We start from the raw sequence: 18,008 nt of genomic DNA, 5'->3' as shown, positions 1-18,008 counted from the left end.
TAAAAAAACGATCCGAATGGATCGTTTTTTAAACGCCTTACGCGTTTACTTGTTTCGCTAAGCGAGATTTTTGACGAGCTGCAGCGTTTTGGTGGATAAGACCTTTACGAGCTGCTTTGTCAAGTTTTTTAGAAGCAGTTTTGAAAGCTTCTTTAGCATTTTCAAGATCGTTATTAGTAACTAAAGCTTCTACAGTTTTAACAGCAGAACGCATGTCAGACTTGATAGAAGCGTTATGTGCACGACGCTCTTCGCTAAGTTTAGCGCGTTTGATAGCAGATTTGATGTTTGCCATACTTTTCACCTCCCTGGTGCAATCGAATGACTCGATTCTTAACATAGAACAAGTGATATTCTATCAAACGGTGAAGAGAATTGCAATAGTATATCTATGAAATTTCACGTAAAGGAAAGAATGACCTTATATAACTTTGGGAAATCTAACGATATTTACTATGAATGACGGAGGAGATACGATGAAAGAACCATTAGATTTAAGTAAATATAGTGTTAGAACGGACCTTGCTGTAGAGGCGCATCAAATGCTGCAAGAGCGTCAAGAAGAGCAAAAAGGGATAGAAGGCGTTATTGTAAAAGAGAGGGAAGAAGAAGGTATTACCGTTACAAAAGTTACAATTGATGAAGCTGCCTCTGACTCGATGGGTAAAAAACCTGGAAATTATTTAACGCTTGAAGTACAAGGTATACGTCAACAAGATACGGAGCTGCAACAAAAAGTAGAGCGTATTTTTGCAAAAGAATTTTCTTATTTCTTAGAAGAGGTTGGCGTTACGAAAGAAGCGAGTTGTTTAATTGTTGGTCTTGGAAATTGGAATGTAACGCCGGATGCGCTTGGACCGATAGTTGTAGAAAATGTATTAGTAACGAGACATTTGTTTCAATTGCAGCCTGAAAGTGTAGAAGAAGGGTTTAGGCCTGTTAGTGCAATTCGGCCGGGGGTAATGGGGATTACAGGGATTGAAACGAGCGATGTTATTTATGGAATCATTGAGAAGACAAAACCAGACTTTGTCATTGCAATTGATGCGTTAGCTGCTCGTTCTATTGAAAGGGTAAATAGTACGATACAAATTTCTGATACAGGAATTCATCCTGGGTCGGGTGTTGGGAATAAACGTAAGGAACTCAGTAAAGAAACATTAGGTATTCCTGTTATCGCAATTGGTGTTCCGACTGTGGTGGATGCCGTTTCGATTACAAGCGATACAATTGATTTTATTTTGAAACATTTTGGCCGGGAGATGAAAGAAGGAAATAAACCTTCCCGATCTTTGTTGCCGGCTGGTTTTACATTTGGAGAAAAGAAAAAATTAACAGAAGAGGATATGCCGGATGAAAAGAGCCGGAATATGTTTTTAGGTGCTGTAGGTACACTGGGAGATGAAGAGAAGAGAAAATTAATTTATGAAGTGTTATCTCCTCTTGGTCATAATTTAATGGTGACTCCGAAAGAAGTGGATGCCTTCATAGAGGATATGGCAAATGTAATAGCAAGTGGTTTAAATGCAGCGCTGCATCATCAAATTGACCAAGATAATACAGGAGCATATACACATTGATGGGAAGTGACGATAATCATGTAAGTCGCTTTTCGCTTTTATGTATATGTAGTGTGGCTATATGCTTACTTATGGTAATAGCAGGGGTGGCACTTGCAAATCATGGGTTGAAAAGTATGAAAGGTTATCAGCAAATGTCGTATGAACAAATCGCTCATATGACAGGAACAAAAGGTGAGGCCACTGAATCAGAAACTTTGGAGAGTTCGTTTTCCGCTACTGAAAAACAAAAACAATTAGAAAGCTTAAAAAGTTTTAATGTTGTAGAAGGAATGGGTATGGCGATAGCAAGCGTTGCCTATGAAATAACAAAGTTTGGAACAGATATAGTTGTTGGGAAAGTAAAAGGGATTTTTAGTTAAGAGTCAAACGGAGGACGGTTGTTTTACAGGTTTGTAAGACAGCCGTTCTTTAATTTGAAAAGGGTTTGTCTCTTATGGTTTGTTCGCATAAGATATAAATAGAATGATTTGTATCGTAAGCAGCACGAGTTTTCATTGAATCTTTGCTGCTCTATTGATATAATCAGTGCTAGTGTATATTGGCGAGACTATTAGGAGTTGAGAACATAGATGAACAAAGAAGAAAGAGCAAAAAGACAGTCCAAAATTCGTAATTTCTCTATCATTGCTCATATTGACCACGGAAAGTCAACGTTAGCAGACCGTATTTTAGAGAAAACAAACGCGTTAACACAACGTGAAATGAAAGCTCAGTTGCTTGACTCTATGGATTTAGAGCGTGAGCGTGGTATTACAATTAAATTAAACGCAGTACAATTAAACTATAAAGCAAAAGACGGCGAAGAATATATTCTTCACTTAATTGATACACCAGGACACGTCGACTTTACGTACGAAGTATCTCGTAGTTTAGCGGCTTGTGAAGGTGCAATTCTTGTAGTAGATGCAGCGCAAGGTATTGAAGCGCAAACGTTAGCGAACGTATACTTAGCGCTTGATAACAATTTAGAAATTTTACCGGTTATTAATAAAATCGACTTACCAAGTGCAGACCCAGAGCGTGTACGCCAAGAGGTGGAAGATGTAATTGGGTTAGATGCATCAGAAGCTGTACTTGCTTCGGCAAAAGCTGGGATTGGTATCGAAGAGATTCTAGAACAAATCGTTGAAAAAGTGCCAGCACCAACAGGTGATTCAGAAGAACCGTTACAATGTATGATCTTTGACTCTTTATATGATCCATACCGCGGTGTAATTGCGTATATCCGTGTTGTAAATGGAACGGTAAAAGTTGGCGATAAAGTACGTATGATGGCAACTGGAAAAGAATTTGAAGTAACAGAAGTAGGTGTGTTTACACCGAAAACTACGCAACGTGATGAGTTAACAGTAGGTGATGTAGGTTTCTTAGCGGCATCGATTAAAAATGTTGGTGACACACGCGTTGGTGATACGATTACACATGCGAAACGTCCAGCAGCTGAGCCATTACCTGGTTACCGTAAATTAAATCCAATGGTATTCTGTGGTCTGTACCCGATTGACTCTGCACGTTACAACGACTTACGTGATGCGCTAGAGAAATTAGAATTAAACGATTCTGCTCTTGAGTTTGAGCCAGAAACATCTCAAGCGCTAGGATTTGGTTTCCGTTGTGGATTCTTAGGACTTCTTCATATGGAAATCATTCAAGAGCGTATTGAACGTGAATTTAAAATTGATTTAATTACAACAGCGCCAAGTGTTATTTATAAAGTATTCTTAACGAATGGTGAAGACATGATTGTCGATAACCCGTCTAATATGCCGGATCCACAGACAATTGATCGTGTTGAAGAGCCATTTGTTAAAGCGGCAATTATGGTTCCGAATGACTATGTTGGAGCTGTAATGGAAATTTGCCAAGGTAAACGCGGAACGTTTATTGATATGCAATATTTAGATGAAACGCGTGTTACATTGACATATGAAATCCCATTATCAGAAATCGTATATGACTTCTTCGATCAGTTGAAATCAAATACGAAAGGATATGCATCATTTGATTATGAGTTAATTGGTTATAAACCATCTAAACTTGTGAAAATGGATATTCTTTTAAATTCTGAGCAAGTCGATGCTCTATCATTTATCGTACACCGTGATTCAGCGTATGACCGTGGTAAAGTAATCGTAGAAAAATTAAAAGAATTAATTCCAAGACAGCAGTTCGAAGTGCCAATTCAAGCGACGATCGGAAACAAAGTTGTAGCGCGTTCTACAATTAAGGCGATGCGTAAAAACGTACTTGCGAAATGTTACGGTGGTGACATTTCTCGTAAGCGTAAACTTCTTGATAAGCAAAAAGAAGGTAAAAAACGTATGAAGTCTGTTGGTTCTGTAGAAGTACCGCAAGAAGCATTCATGGCTGTACTGAAAATGGATGACAACTAATAGTTGGAATGAAAAAAGAAGTCGTTTATGCGACTTCTTTTTTACGTATAATTACTTTTTAGACATCTGAGTAGCTCTCATTTACAATAGTGAGAGAGCTTTTTAGTTCATATAGAGTTAGGAGTTTGTTAATGTCCGAAAATATTCGAAAAGATATTCAAGAAAAAATACAAAATGGCAATTTTAATTGTGAAAAGGAATTGACGCTTTCTATTATTAGTGGAAAGTGGAAAGTTGTAATATTATGGCATCTTGGTGTGGAAGGGCCTCATCGTTTTAGTGAATTACAACGATTATTTCCGAGCATTTCTCATAAAGTTTTGTCAAACCAATTAAAAGAGTTAATGGAAGATGGGATTGTTGATCGAACAGTATACCCAGAAATTCCTCCGCGAGTGGAATATTATATGACGGAATTAGGCATGTCGCTTTTACCAATCGTTGAAATGATGTATGATTGGGGAAAAATGCGAATGGAACAAATTCGTAATACGTTAGAGAAGTAAAAGAAGCCTCCCGAGCGCGGAGGTTTTCTTTTTAGAAAGGTAGGAGTTATTTTTGGTGCAAGCTGCATATATTCATATTCCGTTTTGTCAGCATATTTGTCACTATTGTGATTTTAATAAAGTGTTTATTGAACGCCAGCCGGTCGATCAATATTTAGAGTATTTAGAGAAAGAAATAATAAATACAGTTCAAAAGGTACCGTTTGATAGTATGAAAACGATTTTTGTTGGCGGGGGAACTCCGACAGCATTAAATATGGAACAGACAAAGAAATTATTAGATATTATAAATCGTCGTTTACGTCCGTTTGCCCCGAATTGTGAATTAACATTTGAAGCGAATCCAGGTGATTTGCCGAAAGAGAAATTAAATGTATTGCTAGAAGGTGAAGTGAACCGAATTAGTTTTGGGGTGCAAACATTTCGAGATGAATTGCTTGAGAAAATTGGACGTAAGCATACGAGAGAAGATGCGTTTGTAGCAATTAGAGAAGCGCAGGAAGTAGGCTTTAAAAATATAAATGTAGATATTATTTATGCTCTGCCAGGACAGACGATAGAAGATGTAAAAGAAACATTAGACATTGCTTTTACGCTTGGTGTACAACATTTCTCGGCATATTCATTAATTGTGGAACCGAAAACAGTATTTTATAACTTAATGAATAAAGGGAAATTAAGACTTCCAGGTGAAGACCATGAAGCGAAAATGTACGAAATGGTAATGGATGAAATGGAGAAACATGGCTATACCCAGTATGAAATTAGTAATTTTTCAAAAGGTAATAATGAAAGTAGACATAATCTCACATACTGGAATAATGAAGAGTATTATGGATTTGGAGCTGGAGCGCATAGTTATGTAAATGGAGAACGTATCCAAAATGTAGGGCCGCTCAAGCAATATTTCAATAAGATTGATGAAACCGGATTTCCGTATTTAGATGTTCATGTGGTGACGGAGAAAGAAAAAATGGAAGAAGAGTTGTTCTTAGGACTCCGAAAAACAAAAGGTGTATCTAAAATAGCGTTTCAAAAGAAATTTAATATGGAAATGGATCAAGTTTTCGCGAAGCAGTTACAAAACAACCAAGAACAAGGATTGCTTGAAGAGAGCGATGGATATGTTCGTTTAACGCGAAAAGGAAAATTATTAGGGAATGAAGTATTCCAATCATTTTTGATTGACTAATTAAATGTTCCATTAACGTGAAAAAGTTTCATTATTTCGTGACGTTTCCGTTGACAATTGAATGTCAATTTTGGTAAGTTATTAATAGATTTAGCACTCGAAGACAAAGAGTGCTAACAGAGGTGATGATGAGATGCTTACGGAACGTCAGCTCTTAATTTTACAAACAATTATTGATGACTTTATTGGATCAGCGCAACCTGTTGGGTCAAGGACGTTGGCTAAAAAAGATGAAATTACATTTAGTTCAGCTACTATACGAAATGAAATGGCTGATTTAGAGGAACTAGGATTTATTGAGAAAACGCATAGTTCTTCTGGACGTGTTCCTTCTGAAAAAGGATACCGATTTTATGTAGACCATCTTTTAGCGCCGCAAAATTTACCGAACGATGAAATTGTACAAATTAAAGATTTATTTGCTGAAAGAATTTTTGAAGCGGAAAAGATTGCACAACAATCAGCTCAAATTTTATCAGAGCTTACAAATTATACGGCCATTGTTCTTGGACCGAAGTTAAGCACAAATAAACTTAAAAACGTACAAATTGTTCCGCTTGATCGTCAAACCGCAGTCGCTATTATTGTAACGGATACAGGGCATGTACAAAGCAAAACGATTACCGTTCCGGAATCTGTTGATTTATCAGATTTAGAAAAAATGGTTAATATTTTAAATGAAAAGCTATCGGGCGTACCAATGTCGGAACTCCATAATAAAATCTTTAAGGAGATTGTTACGGTATTGCGTGGGTATGTTCATAATTACGATAGTGCGATAAAAATATTGGATGGTACATTTCAAGTTCCGTTATCGGAAAAGATATACTTTGGAGGGAAGGCAAATATGCTTTCGCAACCAGAGTTTCATGACATTCAAAAAGTTAGATCTTTACTTACCATGATTGATAACGAAGCTGAGTTTTATGATATTTTGCGTCATAAACAAGTTGGTATTCAAGTGAAAATTGGTAGGGAAAACTCTTCAACGGCTATGGAGGATTGCAGTTTAATTTCTGCAACATATTCAATCGGAGAAGAACAGGTTGGAACAATTGCAATTTTAGGCCCAACGAGAATGCAATACTCTCGTGTAATTAGTTTGTTGCAGTTATTTACAAGGCAAATTACAGATGGACTAAAAAAATAAAGAATAAAGAAGAATACATTCGCTCAAGTGATAAGCAATACATCACTGTGTGTAATATATAACTATACTTAGGTAATCATGCTATGCATGATACCTAATACCTTTTAAGGAGGTGAAAATTGTGGAAGAGCGTAACGAACAAGTTGTAGAAGAAGTGAAAGAAGAAGTAAAAGAAGCACAAGTTGAAGAAGCCGTAACATCTGAAGACAGCGAAGAATCTGTTGAAGAAAAAAGTGAGGCTGCTCTTTTACAAGAAAAAGTAGATGAATTGCAAGCGAAACTGACGGAAACGGAAGGCCGTATGCTACGTCTACAAGCTGATTTTGAAAATTATAAGCGTCGTGTTCAAATGGATAAACAGGCTGCTGAAAAATATAGAGCACAAAGTCTTGTTTCAGATATTTTGCCAGCTCTTGATAATTTTGAAAGAGCGATGCAAGTGGAAGCAAATGATGAGCAAATGAAGTCCTTATTACAAGGGATGGAAATGGTATATCGTCAATTGTTAGAAGCGATGACAAAAGAAGGTGTAGAAGCGATTGAAGCTGTTGGTAAACAGTTTGATCCTCATGAACACCAAGCTGTTATGCAAGTAGAAGACAGCGAATTTGAATCAAATGCGGTTGTGGAAGAATTCCAAAAAGGTTATAAATTAAAAGACCGTGTAATTCGCCCATCGATGGTAAAAGTAAATCAATAATTTACATAAAAGTAGGAGGATTCGCCATGAGTAAAATTATCGGTATTGACTTAGGTACAACAAACTCTTGTGTAGCTGTTATGGAAGGTGGAGAACCAAAGGTTATCCCAAATCCAGAAGGAAACCGTACAACACCTTCTGTTGTAGCTTTCAAAAATGAAGAACGTCAAGTTGGGGAAGTAGCAAAGCGTCAAGCAATTACAAACCCAAATACAATCATGTCTGTTAAACGTCATATGGGTACAGACTACAAAGTAGAAATCGAAGGTAAAGAATATACACCTCAAGAAATTTCTGCAATCATTTTACAAAACTTAAAAGCTTCTGCTGAAGCATATTTAGGTGAAACAGTAACGAAAGCTGTTATTACAGTACCTGCATACTTCAACGATGCAGAGCGTCAAGCAACGAAAGATGCTGGTCGTATCGCTGGTTTAGAAGTTGAACGTATCATTAACGAACCAACAGCAGCAGCGCTTGCTTACGGTTTAGAAAAACAAGATGAAGAGCAAAAAATCTTAGTATATGACTTAGGTGGCGGTACATTTGACGTATCTATCCTTGAGTTAGCAGATGGAACATTTGAAGTTATTTCAACTGCTGGTGACAACCGTCTTGGTGGAGATGACTTTGACCAAGTTATCATCGATCACTTAGTAGCTGAATTCAAAAAAGAAAATAACATTGATTTAAGCCAAGATAAAATGGCACTTCAACGTTTGAAAGATGCAGCTGAAAAAGCGAAAAAAGATCTTTCAGGTGTAACACAAACACAAATTTCATTGCCATTCATTAGTGCTGGAGCTGCTGGTCCATTACACTTAGAATTAACATTAACAAGAGCGAAATTCGAAGAGCTTTCAGCAAACCTTGTTGAAAGAACATTAGAACCAACTCGTCGTGCTTTAAAAGATGCTGGTCTATCTGCAAGTGAATTAGATCGCGTTATCCTTGTAGGTGGTTCTACTCGTATCCCAGCTGTACAAGAAGCTATTAAACGTGAAACTGGTAAAGAACCATATAAAGGTGTAAACCCGGATGAAGTTGTAGCATTAGGTGCTGCAGTTCAAGGTGGCGTACTTACTGGTGATGTAGAAGGCGTACTATTATTAGATGTAACTCCACTTTCTTTAGGTATTGAAACTATGGGTGGTGTGTTCACGAAATTAATCGAGCGTAACACTACAATTCCAACAAGTAAATCACAAGTATTCTCAACAGCTGCTGATAACCAACCAGCAGTAGACATTCACGTATTACAAGGTGAGCGTCCAATGTCAGCTGACAACAAAACGTTAGGACGTTTCCAATTAACGGATATCCCACCAGCACCACGTGGTATTCCACAAATCGAAGTAACATTCGATATTGATGCGAACGGTATCGTTAACGTACGTGCAAAAGATTTAGGAACAAGCAAAGAACAAGCTATTACAATCCAATCTTCTTCAGGTCTTTCTGATGAAGAAGTAGATCGTATGGTAAAAGAAGCAGAAGCAAACGCTGACGCTGACCAAAAACGTAAGGAAGAAGTTGAACTTCGTAACGAAGCTGACCAACTTGTATTCCAAACAGATAAAGTTGTAAAAGATTTAGAAGGTAAAGTAGATGCAGCTGAAGTTGCAAAAGCAACAGAAGCGAAAGAAGCATTACAAGCTGCGATTGAGAAGAACGAGCTTGAGGAAATCCGTGCGAAAAAAGACGCTTTGCAAGAAATCGTACAACAACTAACTGTTAAACTATATGAGCAAGCTCAAGCAGCTGCAGGGCAAGCAGAAGGTGCACAAGGAGCACAAGATGCTGGCGCGAAGAAAGACAATGTAGTAGACGCTGAGTTTGAAGAAGTAAAAGAAGACAAGTAATTCAACTGTAAACATAATAAGTAAGATGACAAAAAGTCAAAGTCAAGCGTGCCTTGGCTTTGGCTTTTTTCACGAATGAGAAGGAATGTGTGAGGGTCTTAAGTTTTTTACTTTGCATACTGTAAGTGAGGAAACTTTGTTGCAAAGCACTTTCTTTCGGTGTTAAAATTACGTTTATGTGAAAGATTCGGGGGTTGTAAATTTATGAGTAAACGAGATTATTATGAGGTCCTTGGACTTAGCAAGGGTGCTTCAAAAGATGAAATAAAAAAAGCGTATCGTCGTTTGGCTAAAAAATACCATCCAGACGTAAGTAAAGAAGAAAATGCAATTGAAAAGTTTAAAGAAGTGCAAGAAGCATACGAAGTATTAAGCGACGATCAAAAGCGTGCGCAATATGATCAATTTGGTCATGCTGGTGCTAATCAAGGCTTCGGTGGCTTTGGCGGCGGAGGAGACTTCGGCGGTGGCTTCGGTTTTGAAGATATCTTTAGTTCATTCTTTGGCGGCGGTGGCGGCAGACGTCGTGATCCAAACGCTCCGCGTCAAGGTGCTGACTTACAATATCAAGTTACTTTAGATTTTGAAGAAGCTATTTTTGGTAAAGAGTTAAATGTTGAGATTCCAGTAGAAGATCCATGTGATACTTGTAAAGGTAGCGGGGCAAAACCAGGAACTTCAAAAGAAACATGTAAACATTGCTCAGGATCAGGGCAAGTAAGTGTAGAACAAAATACACCATTTGGTCGTATCGTAAACCGTCAAGCTTGTGGTCATTGTTCAGGAACTGGGCAAATCATTAAAGAAAAATGTACGACATGCCACGGTTCTGGTAAAGTACGTAAACGTAAAAAAATCAACGTTAAAATTCCAGCAGGTATCGATAATGGTCAACAAATCCGTGTATCTGGAAAAGGTGAAGCGGGCGTAAATGGCGGCCCAGCAGGAGATTTATATGTTGTTGTTCATGTAAGAAATCATGAATTCTTTGAGCGCGAAGGAGATCACATTATTTGTGAAATGCCATTAACATTTGCGCAAATGGCACTTGGTGATGAAGTAGAAGTTCCTACTGTTCATGGTAAAGTGAAGCTGAAAATTCCAGCAGGAACACAAACAGGAACAGAATTCCGCCTAAAAGGAAAGGGTGCTCCGAACGTACGTGGATACGGTCAAGGAGATCAATATGTAGTCGTGCGTGTTGTTGTACCGACGAAATTAACTTCACAGCAAAAAGATTTATTGCGTGAATTTGCAGGACAAGAAGAGCAGGATGATAGTTTATTCGGAAAGCTTAAACGTGCTTTCAAAGGGGAATAATGGAAATAAAAAAATGGAGTTGGTAAATTGTGAAATGGTCAGAAATTAGTATTCATACAAAAGAAGAAGCAGTAGAAGCTGTCTCTCATATTTTACATGAAGCTGGTGCTAGTGGAGTTGCGATTGAGGATCCGGCAGAGTTGACGAAAGAGCGCGAGCAACAATATGGTGAAATTTATGCATTGAACCCAGATGAGTATCCGGCGGAAGGTGTATTAATAAAAGCATATTTCCCGCAAACGGATTCTTTACATGAAACAATTGCAGGTGTAAAATCATCTATTGATGTGCTTCCATCTTACGACATCGAAATTGGTACTGGAAATATTACCGTTAACGAAGTCAATGAAGAAGATTGGGCTACTGCTTGGAAAAAATATTACCATCCAGTACAAATTTCTGATACATTCACAATTGTGCCGACTTGGGAAGAATATACACCATCTTCTCCGGAAGAAAAAATTATTGAATTAGATCCAGGTATGGCATTTGGAACGGGAACTCATCCGACAACAACGATGTGTATCCGTGCTTTAGAAAAAACAGTACAGCAAGGTGATACGATCATTGATGTAGGAACAGGTTCTGGTGTACTGAGTATTGCAGCAGCGAAATTAGGTGCGTCTTCTGTTCAAGCATATGATTTAGATCCGGTTGCGGTTGAAAGTGCAGAAATGAATGTACGTTTAAATAAAACAGATGATATTGTATCTGTTGGACAAAATAGTCTTTTAGAAGGTATTGAAGGTCCTGTTGATTTAATCGTAGCTAACTTATTAGCAGAAATTATTCTATTATTCCCTGAAGATGCAGCGAGAGTTGTGAAGTCAGGCGGATTATTTATTACATCGGGCATTATTGCTGCGAAGGAAAAAGTAATTTCTGAAGCGTTAGAAAAAGCTGGATTTACAATTGAAGAAGTGTTACGAATGGAAGATTGGGTAGCAATTATTGCACGAAATGCGTAATATAGATTTTAGTCTATAATGAAAAGGGGAGTCTCTCACTATAAGGTGAGGGACTTGCCGTTTGTTATATGAAAAATGATAACGTTTCGTTCTTTTCGTAAGTATTGGCTTACGAAAGGAACGAAACTCTACTAAGGTGATTATATGCAACGTTATTTTGTAGAAGAGAAATATGTAAATGAGACAAGTATTCGCATTGTAGGTGATGACGTCCATCATATCGCAAGAGTAATGCGTATGTCAGCTGGAGATCACATTTATTGCTGTGTAAACGGAAAAACAGCCGTATGTTCAATTGATGAAATTACCAGTGAATTTATTAATACGGCTATTGTAGAATGGGTAGAGGCGTCAAGTGAACTTCCTGTTTTCGTGACGATTGCAAGTGGACTGCCGAAAGGAGACAAGCTAGAGTTAATTTTTCAAAAAGGAACTGAGCTTGGGGCAGCTGCATTCTTACCATTTCAAGCATCTCGCTCTATCGTAAAATGGGATGCAAAAAAAGCTGATAAAAAAGTTGAGCGTTTAAGAAAAATTGTGAAAGAAGCTGCGGAACAATCACATAGAAGTGAAATTCCAGAAGTACACGCCCCAGCATCGTTTAAACAATTGCTGTCAATGAGTGGTGAGTATGATGTTTGCCTTGTTGCTTACGAAGAGGAAGCGAAACAGGGCGAGAAATCTAATTTTGCGAAAGCTTTAACGATGATGAAACCAGGTCAAAAGTTATTGATTGTATTTGGCCCAGAAGGCGGTTTGGCTGAGGAAGAGATTACAGCGCTTCGTGAACATAAATTTGTACCATGTAGTTTAGGACCAAGAATTTTAAGAACAGAAACGGCGCCGTTATACGCGTTAAGTGCTGCTTCGTATCATTTTGAATTGATGGGGTGATGATCAATGTCAACTGTTGCGTTCCATACGTTAGGTTGTAAAGTAAACCACTATGAAACAGAAGCCATTTGGCAATTGTTTAAACAAGGTGGATATGAAAGAACTGAATATGAAAAAAAAGCTGATGTATATGTTATTAATACATGTACAGTAACGAATACGGGGGATAAGAAAAGTCGTCAAGTTATTAGACGTGCTGTTCGTCAAAACCCAGATGCGGTTATTTGTGTAACAGGATGTTATGCACAAACATCTCCAGCGGAAATTATGGCGATTCCAGGTGTAGATATTGTAGTTGGTACACAAGATCGTGAAAAGATGTTAGGATACATCGAAGAATTCCGTAAAGAGCGTCAGCCAATTAATGCTGTGCGTAACATTATGAAAACACGTGTATATGAAGAACTTGATGTACCTTACTTCACGGACCGTACACGTGCATCTTTAAAAATACAAGAAGGTTGTAATAACTTCTGTACATTCTGTATTATTCCTTGGGCGCGTGGTTTAATGCGCTCTCGCGATGGGAAAGAAGTTATTAAACAAGCGCAGCAATTAGTAGATGCAGGCTATAAGGAAATCGTATTAACAGGTATTCATACAGGTGGATACGGTGAAGATATTAAAGATTATAACTTAGCTGGATTACTTCGTGATATGGAAGCGGAAGTAGACGGATTAAAACGTCTTCGTATTTCTTCTATTGAAGCGAGTCAGATTTCAGATGAAGTAATTGAAGTGTTAGATAAGTCTGAAGTAGTTGTACGTCACTTACACATTCCATTGCAATCTGGATCTAATACTGTATTAAAGCGTATGCGTCGTAAGTATACGATGGAATTTTTCCAAGAGCGCTTAGATCGTTTGAAAGAAGCGTTACCAGGTCTTGCGATTACATCAGACGTAATCGTTGGTTTCCCAGGTGAAACAGAAGAAGAATTCATGGAAACATACAATTTCATTAAAGAGAATCGCTTCTCTGAGTTGCACGTATTCCCGTACTCAAAACGTACAGGAACACCTGCAGCGCGTATGGAAGATCAAGTTCCTGAAGATGTGAAGAATGATCGTGTTCACCGTTTAATTGAACTATCTAATCAATTAGCGAAAGAGTATGCATCACAGTTTGAAGGAGAAGTACTTGAAATTATTCCAGAAGAACAATTTAAAGAGGGCGACCGTGAAGGCCTATATGTAGGTTATACAGATAACTACTTGAAAATTGTATTTGAAGGATCAGAAGAATTAATCGGTAAACTAGTGAAAGTAAAAATCACAAAAGCTGGTTATCCATATAACGAAGCGCAATTTGTTCGTGTCCTTGAAGATGATGTGAAAAAGGAATCAGCAAGCGCATAAAGTGAAACTTTAATGAGCGTGGGATTCATTCCCCGCTCATTATTAGCCCGGACCAATCGGGATAAAAAAGCATGCAAACGGAAACGATTTGCATGCTTTCTTTTTTAGTGGAGAAGTTAAGTACTGAAAATGTATGAAATGAGTAGTTGTTTCGTACGTTCCTGCATGAAAAAAGGTGTAATGATAAAAATATAGTTTGCCTTCAGGGGAAAGGATAACAGCTATCTGCATAGTTTTTGAAAAAGGAAGAGCATCTATTCTTCTTTTATTCTGCCAAATAGTTGACCTGAAGTGATAAAATGTATTATAATCGTAAAAGACATGCTGAAGAAGTGTTTCTTTTTGCATGCTGGAGTTAGTATGTAAGTGTGATGTTTCGGAGGGAGGGAAAGAGAATGTCAAAAACAGTCGTTCGTAAAAACGAGTCTTTGGAGGATGCACTTCGCCGTTTTAAAAGATCGGTTTCTAAAACTGGTACACTTGCTGAAGCAAGAAAGCGCGAGTTTTATGAAAAACCAAGTGTAAAACGTAAGAAGAAATCTGAAGCGGCAAGAAAGCGTAAATTCTAAGAGAGGGTGTAAGTTATGAGTCTTCTCGGTCGTTTAAACGATGATATGAAACAAGCGATGAAGAATAAACAAAAAGAAAAATTAACCGTCATTCGTATGGTTAAGGCTGCTTTACAAAATGAAGGTATTAAACTACAGCATACTCTTACTGAAGAAGAGGAACTAACAGTTTTAGCTCGTGAAGTAAAACAGCATAAGGACTCCCTCCTTGAATTTAAAAAAGCTGGTCGTGAAGACCTTGTTAATAAACTGCAAAGTGAAATTCAGATTTTAAGCGCATATTTGCCGGAGCAATTAACGGAAAAAGAGCTAGTTGATATAATCAAGCAAGTTATTTCTGAAGTTGGTGCGACTTCTAAAGCGGATATGGGCAAGGTGATGACTGCTGTTATGCCGAAAGTAAAAGGTAAAACAGATGGATCGCTTGTGAATAAGCTGGTTATCCAGCTATTAGCATAAAAAAACGTCTCATTTCTTATGAGACGTTTTTTTATGCTTTTTTTCAGTTTGGACGTGATATTACAAGCTCTTTTTTCATACATATGGGATGAGAGGGGGTCTTTTGGGATGAAAAAATTAGAACAAATGAAGAATTGGTTAACGAAGCAAATAGACCTACCAGTGGATGTGCTAATGGATCTACCTCGGATCACGCTTGTTGGGCAAGTGCATATCTATATAGAAAATCATCGAGGTTTATTAGTGTTTTCAGATAAAGAAGTAAGATTGTTGTTAAAGCATGGTCAGTTATTAATTAAGGGGCAGTCCTTTGTTATTAAAACAATCCTTCCGGAAGAACTTTTGCTTGAAGGGATAATTGAGCAAGTGACGTTTTTAGAAGACGAACAGAAAGAGAAGTAAGGGAAACTTCCGTATGTGAAGTTTTTCTTCTTTATTCTAATGATTTGCTCCTACTATTTAGTTTATCCCGCTTTCATGGGCAGTAAGCCTACGCCTCAAAATTCAGCGAAAGCAAAGAAGTTAGGTGGGGGTCGGGCTGTCCGTTAAAGTCCGATCGGTGAGGGCTGATTAAAGTCTCACTTTATCCCGCTATTTATGGAAAATAAAACTCTTTATTTCATTTTCGTACGAGCTATTTTGCTAATTAAAGTGAAAAGTAGTGTGTCTACTTTTGGAAAGGTAGTGAAGGTAGTAGATGAAAAATAAATGGTTTATAAAGTGGCTTGGATATGTAAAGGTACGAATTGAAGGTAGAGGAGCGGAGCGGTTCGTTAACGAATGTGTGCGTAGAAAATTATTAGTTTGGGACGTTAAGAAAATTGCCGATGAAACGTTAGTTTTTTGTATGCTATTACGAGATGTGAAAAAAATAAAGCCGATTTATAGAAAAAATGAGTGTAAACTATATTTTATTGGGCGTTACGGTTTTCCATTTTGGAATAAGCGCTTAATTAAAAATAGTGGATTCTTAATTGGTTTTTTAATTTTCTTCTTTGGCATGATTGCATTATCGAATATGGTTTGGAAAATTGAAATTACAGGAGCGAAACCTGAAACAGAATATATATTGATGAAAGAATTGGACAAAATGGGTATTAAAAAAGGAAAATTACAATTCCAAATGCCTAGTGTAGAAGATGTACAACGTCATTTGACGGACAATATTAATGCGATTACTTGGGCAGGACTAGAAGTAAGGGGAACGACGTACCATTTTAAAATCGTTGAAAAAAATGAGCCGAAAAAAGAAAAAGAACAAAGGCCGCAAAATTTAGTGGCAAAAAAAGAAGCGATTGTTACAAAAACATTTGTTGAAGTTGGAAAACCAGTCGTTTTAAAAAATGATCATGTAGAAAAAGGTCAGCTTCTCGTATCAGGGATATACGGTAATGAGGAGAGTCCAACGATTGTTTCGGCGAAAGGTATTGTATATGGAGAAACGTGGTACACATCTGAGGTGAATGTACCACTCAAGACGCAATTTCAAGTATATACTGGTAATACGTATAATGAGCATTATCTTACATTTGGGAGTACGAAAATAAAAATATGGGGATTTCAGCATGATAAGTATAAACGCTCCCGTACGGAAAGTGTAAAACATGATGTGAAATTATTTGGTTTTACACTGCCGATTGCATATGAAAAAGATATAGTGCGAGAAGAGGAAGAGGCGAACCGAGAATATACAGAAAAACAGGCAATGAAAGTAGCGAAAGAAATGGCTGAAAAAGAACTAAAGAAAAAATTGGATGAACATGCTATGATTGTAAGTGATAAGATTTTGAGTAAAGAGGTTGAGGCGGATCAACTAAAAGTCACTTTGCATTATACTGTGATTGAAAATATTGCAGAGCCACAACCAATATCCGAATCCGATATTCAAGGAGACTGAGTAATGGCAGAACAATTAGTAGAAATGAACCAACAATTGGAAAATACTAACGAAGCAATCGCTCTTTTTGGAGTCAATGATGCTCATTTGAAAGTAATTGAACGGGAACTGAATGTATCAATCGTAACTAGAGGTGAAACTGTTCATGCATCTGGAGCAGTTGAAACTGTGACACTCGTAGAAAAAATCTTACAACAACTACTTGTTGTTATTCGAAAAGGTGTGTCAATTACAGAAAGAGATGTTGCGTATGCAATTCAGCTCGCACAACAAGGGAAAATTGCTCAATTTGAAGAGTTATATGAAGAAGAAATCTTTAAAACGGCAAAAGGTAAATCCATTCGTGTAAAAACGATGGGACAAAGAAGATATATTCATGCAATGAAGAAAAATGATATTGTATTTGGAATAGGACCTGCCGGGACTGGGAAAACATACTTAGCTGTAGTAATGGCTGTAAGAGCTTTAAAGCAAGGGTATGTAAAGAAAATCATTTTAACGAGACCGGCTGTAGAAGCTGGAGAAAGTTTAGGATTTTTACCAGGTGATTTGAAAGAGAAGGTAGATCCGTACTTACGTCCATTGTATGATGCTCTGCACGATATTCTTGGACAAGAATATACGCAGCGTATGATGGAGAGAGGTGTAATTGAAATCGCGCCTCTTGCTTATATGAGAGGACGTACGCTCGATGATTCATTTGTTATTTTAGATGAAGCGCAAAATACAACGGGTGCACAAATAAAAATGTTTTTAACAAGATTAGGTTTTAGTTCTAAAATGGTTATTACGGGGGATCCCTCACAAGTAGACTTACCAAAAGGGGTAAAATCAGGGCTTACGCTAGCTGCTAACATTTTATCTGGTGTATCAGGTCTTTCATTCATTACGTTAGAACAAACGGACGTTGTAAGGCATCCACTGGTACAACGTATTATTGAGGCATATGATAAAATGGAATGATCCTATTTGTCAGGATCATTTCTTTTTGTATTAAGGTTGGCGAACGGCATATTTTTTACTATCATAAAAGATAAGAGAAATAAACTATAGGTACTGGTGTATAAAAATGTTACCTAAAAGTATCGTTGGCTAGAAGAAATGAAAGCTATAAATAGTTTCACTTTATTTCTAGAGAGGAGAAGGTATTGAAATC

At 37.5% G+C, this 18,008-nt stretch carries 18 protein-coding genes; 17 read left to right on the top strand and 1 reads right to left on the bottom strand.

What is annotated here, in order from left to right; translation table 11 throughout:
* Nucleotides 1–37: 37 nt before the first annotated feature.
* Nucleotides 38–295 carry a 30S ribosomal protein S20 gene (rpsT, locus tag RTP99_RS11105; RefSeq protein ID WP_001274011.1) on the bottom strand — a complete coding sequence of 86 codons (258 nt, stop codon included), beginning with the start codon at nt 293–295 and terminating at the stop codon, nt 38–40.
* A 181-nt stretch (nt 296–476) separates the two neighbouring features.
* Between rpsT and gpr the strand changes: the two genes are divergently transcribed.
* From gpr to RTP99_RS11020, 17 genes are all read left to right on the top strand, one after another.
* Complete coding sequence (gpr, locus tag RTP99_RS11100; RefSeq protein ID WP_000662630.1) at nt 477–1,580, top strand: GPR endopeptidase; 1,104 nt, start codon at nt 477–479, stop codon at nt 1,578–1,580.
* Nucleotides 1,580–1,942, top strand: a complete 363-nt coding sequence (locus RTP99_RS11095; RefSeq protein WP_000534318.1) for a YqxA family protein — start codon at nt 1,580–1,582, stop codon at nt 1,940–1,942. The genes gpr and RTP99_RS11095 overlap by 1 nt, the downstream gene beginning before the upstream one ends.
* 210 nt (nt 1,943–2,152) lie before the next feature.
* Nucleotides 2,153–3,976, top strand: a complete 1,824-nt coding sequence (lepA, locus tag RTP99_RS11090; protein WP_001030957.1) for an elongation factor 4 — start codon at nt 2,153–2,155, stop codon at nt 3,974–3,976.
* 131 nt (nt 3,977–4,107) lie between these two features.
* Nucleotides 4,108–4,482, top strand: a complete 375-nt coding sequence (locus tag RTP99_RS11085; protein WP_001293546.1) for a winged helix-turn-helix transcriptional regulator — start codon at nt 4,108–4,110, stop codon at nt 4,480–4,482.
* A gap of 52 nt (nt 4,483–4,534) precedes the next feature.
* Nucleotides 4,535–5,674, top strand: coding sequence for a radical SAM family heme chaperone HemW (hemW, locus tag RTP99_RS11080; RefSeq protein ID WP_041184702.1), 1,140 nt, complete (start codon nt 4,535–4,537; stop codon nt 5,672–5,674).
* 133 nt (nt 5,675–5,807) lie between these two features.
* A complete protein-coding gene (gene hrcA, locus RTP99_RS11075) occupies nt 5,808–6,824 on the top strand; it encodes a heat-inducible transcriptional repressor HrcA (RefSeq protein ID WP_000954951.1) in 1,017 nt (338 codons plus the stop codon).
* A 121-nt stretch (nt 6,825–6,945) separates the two neighbouring features.
* Nucleotides 6,946–7,524: a nucleotide exchange factor GrpE gene (grpE, locus tag RTP99_RS11070; protein ID WP_000392719.1), complete on the top strand. Its 579-nt coding sequence runs from the start codon at nt 6,946–6,948 to the stop codon at nt 7,522–7,524.
* 26 nt (nt 7,525–7,550) lie between these two features.
* Nucleotides 7,551–9,386 (top strand): chaperone protein DnaK, encoded by a 1,836-nt coding sequence (dnaK, locus tag RTP99_RS11065; protein WP_000034690.1) that lies wholly within the window; start codon nt 7,551–7,553, stop codon nt 9,384–9,386.
* Between the two features lie 204 nt (nt 9,387–9,590).
* Complete coding sequence (gene dnaJ / locus RTP99_RS11060; protein ID WP_000043935.1) at nt 9,591–10,706, top strand: chaperone protein DnaJ; 1,116 nt, start codon at nt 9,591–9,593, stop codon at nt 10,704–10,706.
* A gap of 29 nt (nt 10,707–10,735) precedes the next feature.
* The gene (gene prmA / locus RTP99_RS11055) at nt 10,736–11,674 is read left to right on the top strand and encodes a 50S ribosomal protein L11 methyltransferase (protein ID WP_000872092.1); all 939 of its coding nucleotides are present in this window, start codon (nt 10,736–10,738) and stop codon (nt 11,672–11,674) included.
* Nucleotides 11,675–11,818: 144 nt separating this feature from the next.
* Nucleotides 11,819–12,568, top strand: a complete 750-nt coding sequence (locus RTP99_RS11050; protein ID WP_001190157.1) for a 16S rRNA (uracil(1498)-N(3))-methyltransferase — start codon at nt 11,819–11,821, stop codon at nt 12,566–12,568.
* 6 nt (nt 12,569–12,574) lie between these two features.
* Complete coding sequence (mtaB, locus tag RTP99_RS11045) at nt 12,575–13,927, top strand: tRNA (N(6)-L-threonylcarbamoyladenosine(37)-C(2))-methylthiotransferase MtaB (protein WP_000108677.1); 1,353 nt, start codon at nt 12,575–12,577, stop codon at nt 13,925–13,927.
* Nucleotides 13,928–14,322: 395 nt separating this feature from the next.
* Entirely contained in the window at nt 14,323–14,496 is a 174-nt protein-coding gene (rpsU, locus tag RTP99_RS11040; protein ID WP_000048061.1) for a 30S ribosomal protein S21, read from the top strand.
* Nucleotides 14,497–14,511: 15 nt separating this feature from the next.
* The gene (locus tag RTP99_RS11035; protein WP_000054574.1) at nt 14,512–14,955 is read left to right on the top strand and encodes a GatB/YqeY domain-containing protein; all 444 of its coding nucleotides are present in this window, start codon (nt 14,512–14,514) and stop codon (nt 14,953–14,955) included.
* A gap of 108 nt (nt 14,956–15,063) precedes the next feature.
* Nucleotides 15,064–15,357, top strand: coding sequence for a sporulation protein YqfC (gene yqfC, locus RTP99_RS11030; protein ID WP_000732266.1), 294 nt, complete (start codon nt 15,064–15,066; stop codon nt 15,355–15,357).
* Nucleotides 15,358–15,652: 295 nt separating this feature from the next.
* Nucleotides 15,653–16,852, top strand: coding sequence for a sporulation protein YqfD (yqfD, locus tag RTP99_RS11025; RefSeq protein ID WP_000792484.1), 1,200 nt, complete (start codon nt 15,653–15,655; stop codon nt 16,850–16,852).
* 3 nt (nt 16,853–16,855) lie between these two features.
* The gene (locus RTP99_RS11020; RefSeq protein ID WP_000840516.1) at nt 16,856–17,815 is read left to right on the top strand and encodes a PhoH family protein; all 960 of its coding nucleotides are present in this window, start codon (nt 16,856–16,858) and stop codon (nt 17,813–17,815) included.
* Nucleotides 17,816–18,008 lie beyond the last annotated feature (193 nt).

Origin of the sequence: Bacillus sp. (in: firmicutes), from assembly GCF_031983925.1 — a bacterium.
GTDB classification, from domain to species: domain Bacteria; phylum Bacillota; class Bacilli; order Bacillales; family Bacillaceae_G; genus Bacillus_A; species Bacillus_A pacificus.
The sequence above is the reverse complement of the archived record's forward strand: the minus strand, read 5'-3'. Positions and strand labels throughout refer to the sequence as shown.

Bases quoted from the DNA above. Each gene is read 5' to 3' on its own strand.
- rpsT (WP_001274011.1), bottom strand. From the start codon at position 295: ATGGCAAACATCAAATCTGCTATCAAACGCGCTAAACTTAGCGAAGAG.
- gpr (WP_000662630.1), top strand. From the start codon at position 477: ATGAAAGAACCATTAGATTTAAGTAAATATAGTGTTAGAACGGACCTT.
- RTP99_RS11095 (WP_000534318.1), top strand. From the start codon at position 1,580: ATGGGAAGTGACGATAATCATGTAAGTCGCTTTTCGCTTTTATGTATA.
- lepA (WP_001030957.1), top strand. From the start codon at position 2,153: ATGAACAAAGAAGAAAGAGCAAAAAGACAGTCCAAAATTCGTAATTTC.
- RTP99_RS11085 (WP_001293546.1), top strand. From the start codon at position 4,108: ATGTCCGAAAATATTCGAAAAGATATTCAAGAAAAAATACAAAATGGC.
- hrcA (WP_000954951.1), top strand. From the start codon at position 5,808: ATGCTTACGGAACGTCAGCTCTTAATTTTACAAACAATTATTGATGAC.
- dnaK (WP_000034690.1), top strand. From the start codon at position 7,551: ATGAGTAAAATTATCGGTATTGACTTAGGTACAACAAACTCTTGTGTA.
- dnaJ (WP_000043935.1), top strand. From the start codon at position 9,591: ATGAGTAAACGAGATTATTATGAGGTCCTTGGACTTAGCAAGGGTGCT.
- RTP99_RS11050 (WP_001190157.1), top strand. From the start codon at position 11,819: ATGCAACGTTATTTTGTAGAAGAGAAATATGTAAATGAGACAAGTATT.
- mtaB (WP_000108677.1), top strand. From the start codon at position 12,575: ATGTCAACTGTTGCGTTCCATACGTTAGGTTGTAAAGTAAACCACTAT.
- rpsU (WP_000048061.1), top strand. From the start codon at position 14,323: ATGTCAAAAACAGTCGTTCGTAAAAACGAGTCTTTGGAGGATGCACTT.
- RTP99_RS11035 (WP_000054574.1), top strand. From the start codon at position 14,512: ATGAGTCTTCTCGGTCGTTTAAACGATGATATGAAACAAGCGATGAAG.
- yqfC (WP_000732266.1), top strand. From the start codon at position 15,064: ATGAAAAAATTAGAACAAATGAAGAATTGGTTAACGAAGCAAATAGAC.
- yqfD (WP_000792484.1), top strand. From the start codon at position 15,653: ATGAAAAATAAATGGTTTATAAAGTGGCTTGGATATGTAAAGGTACGA.
- RTP99_RS11020 (WP_000840516.1), top strand. From the start codon at position 16,856: ATGGCAGAACAATTAGTAGAAATGAACCAACAATTGGAAAATACTAAC.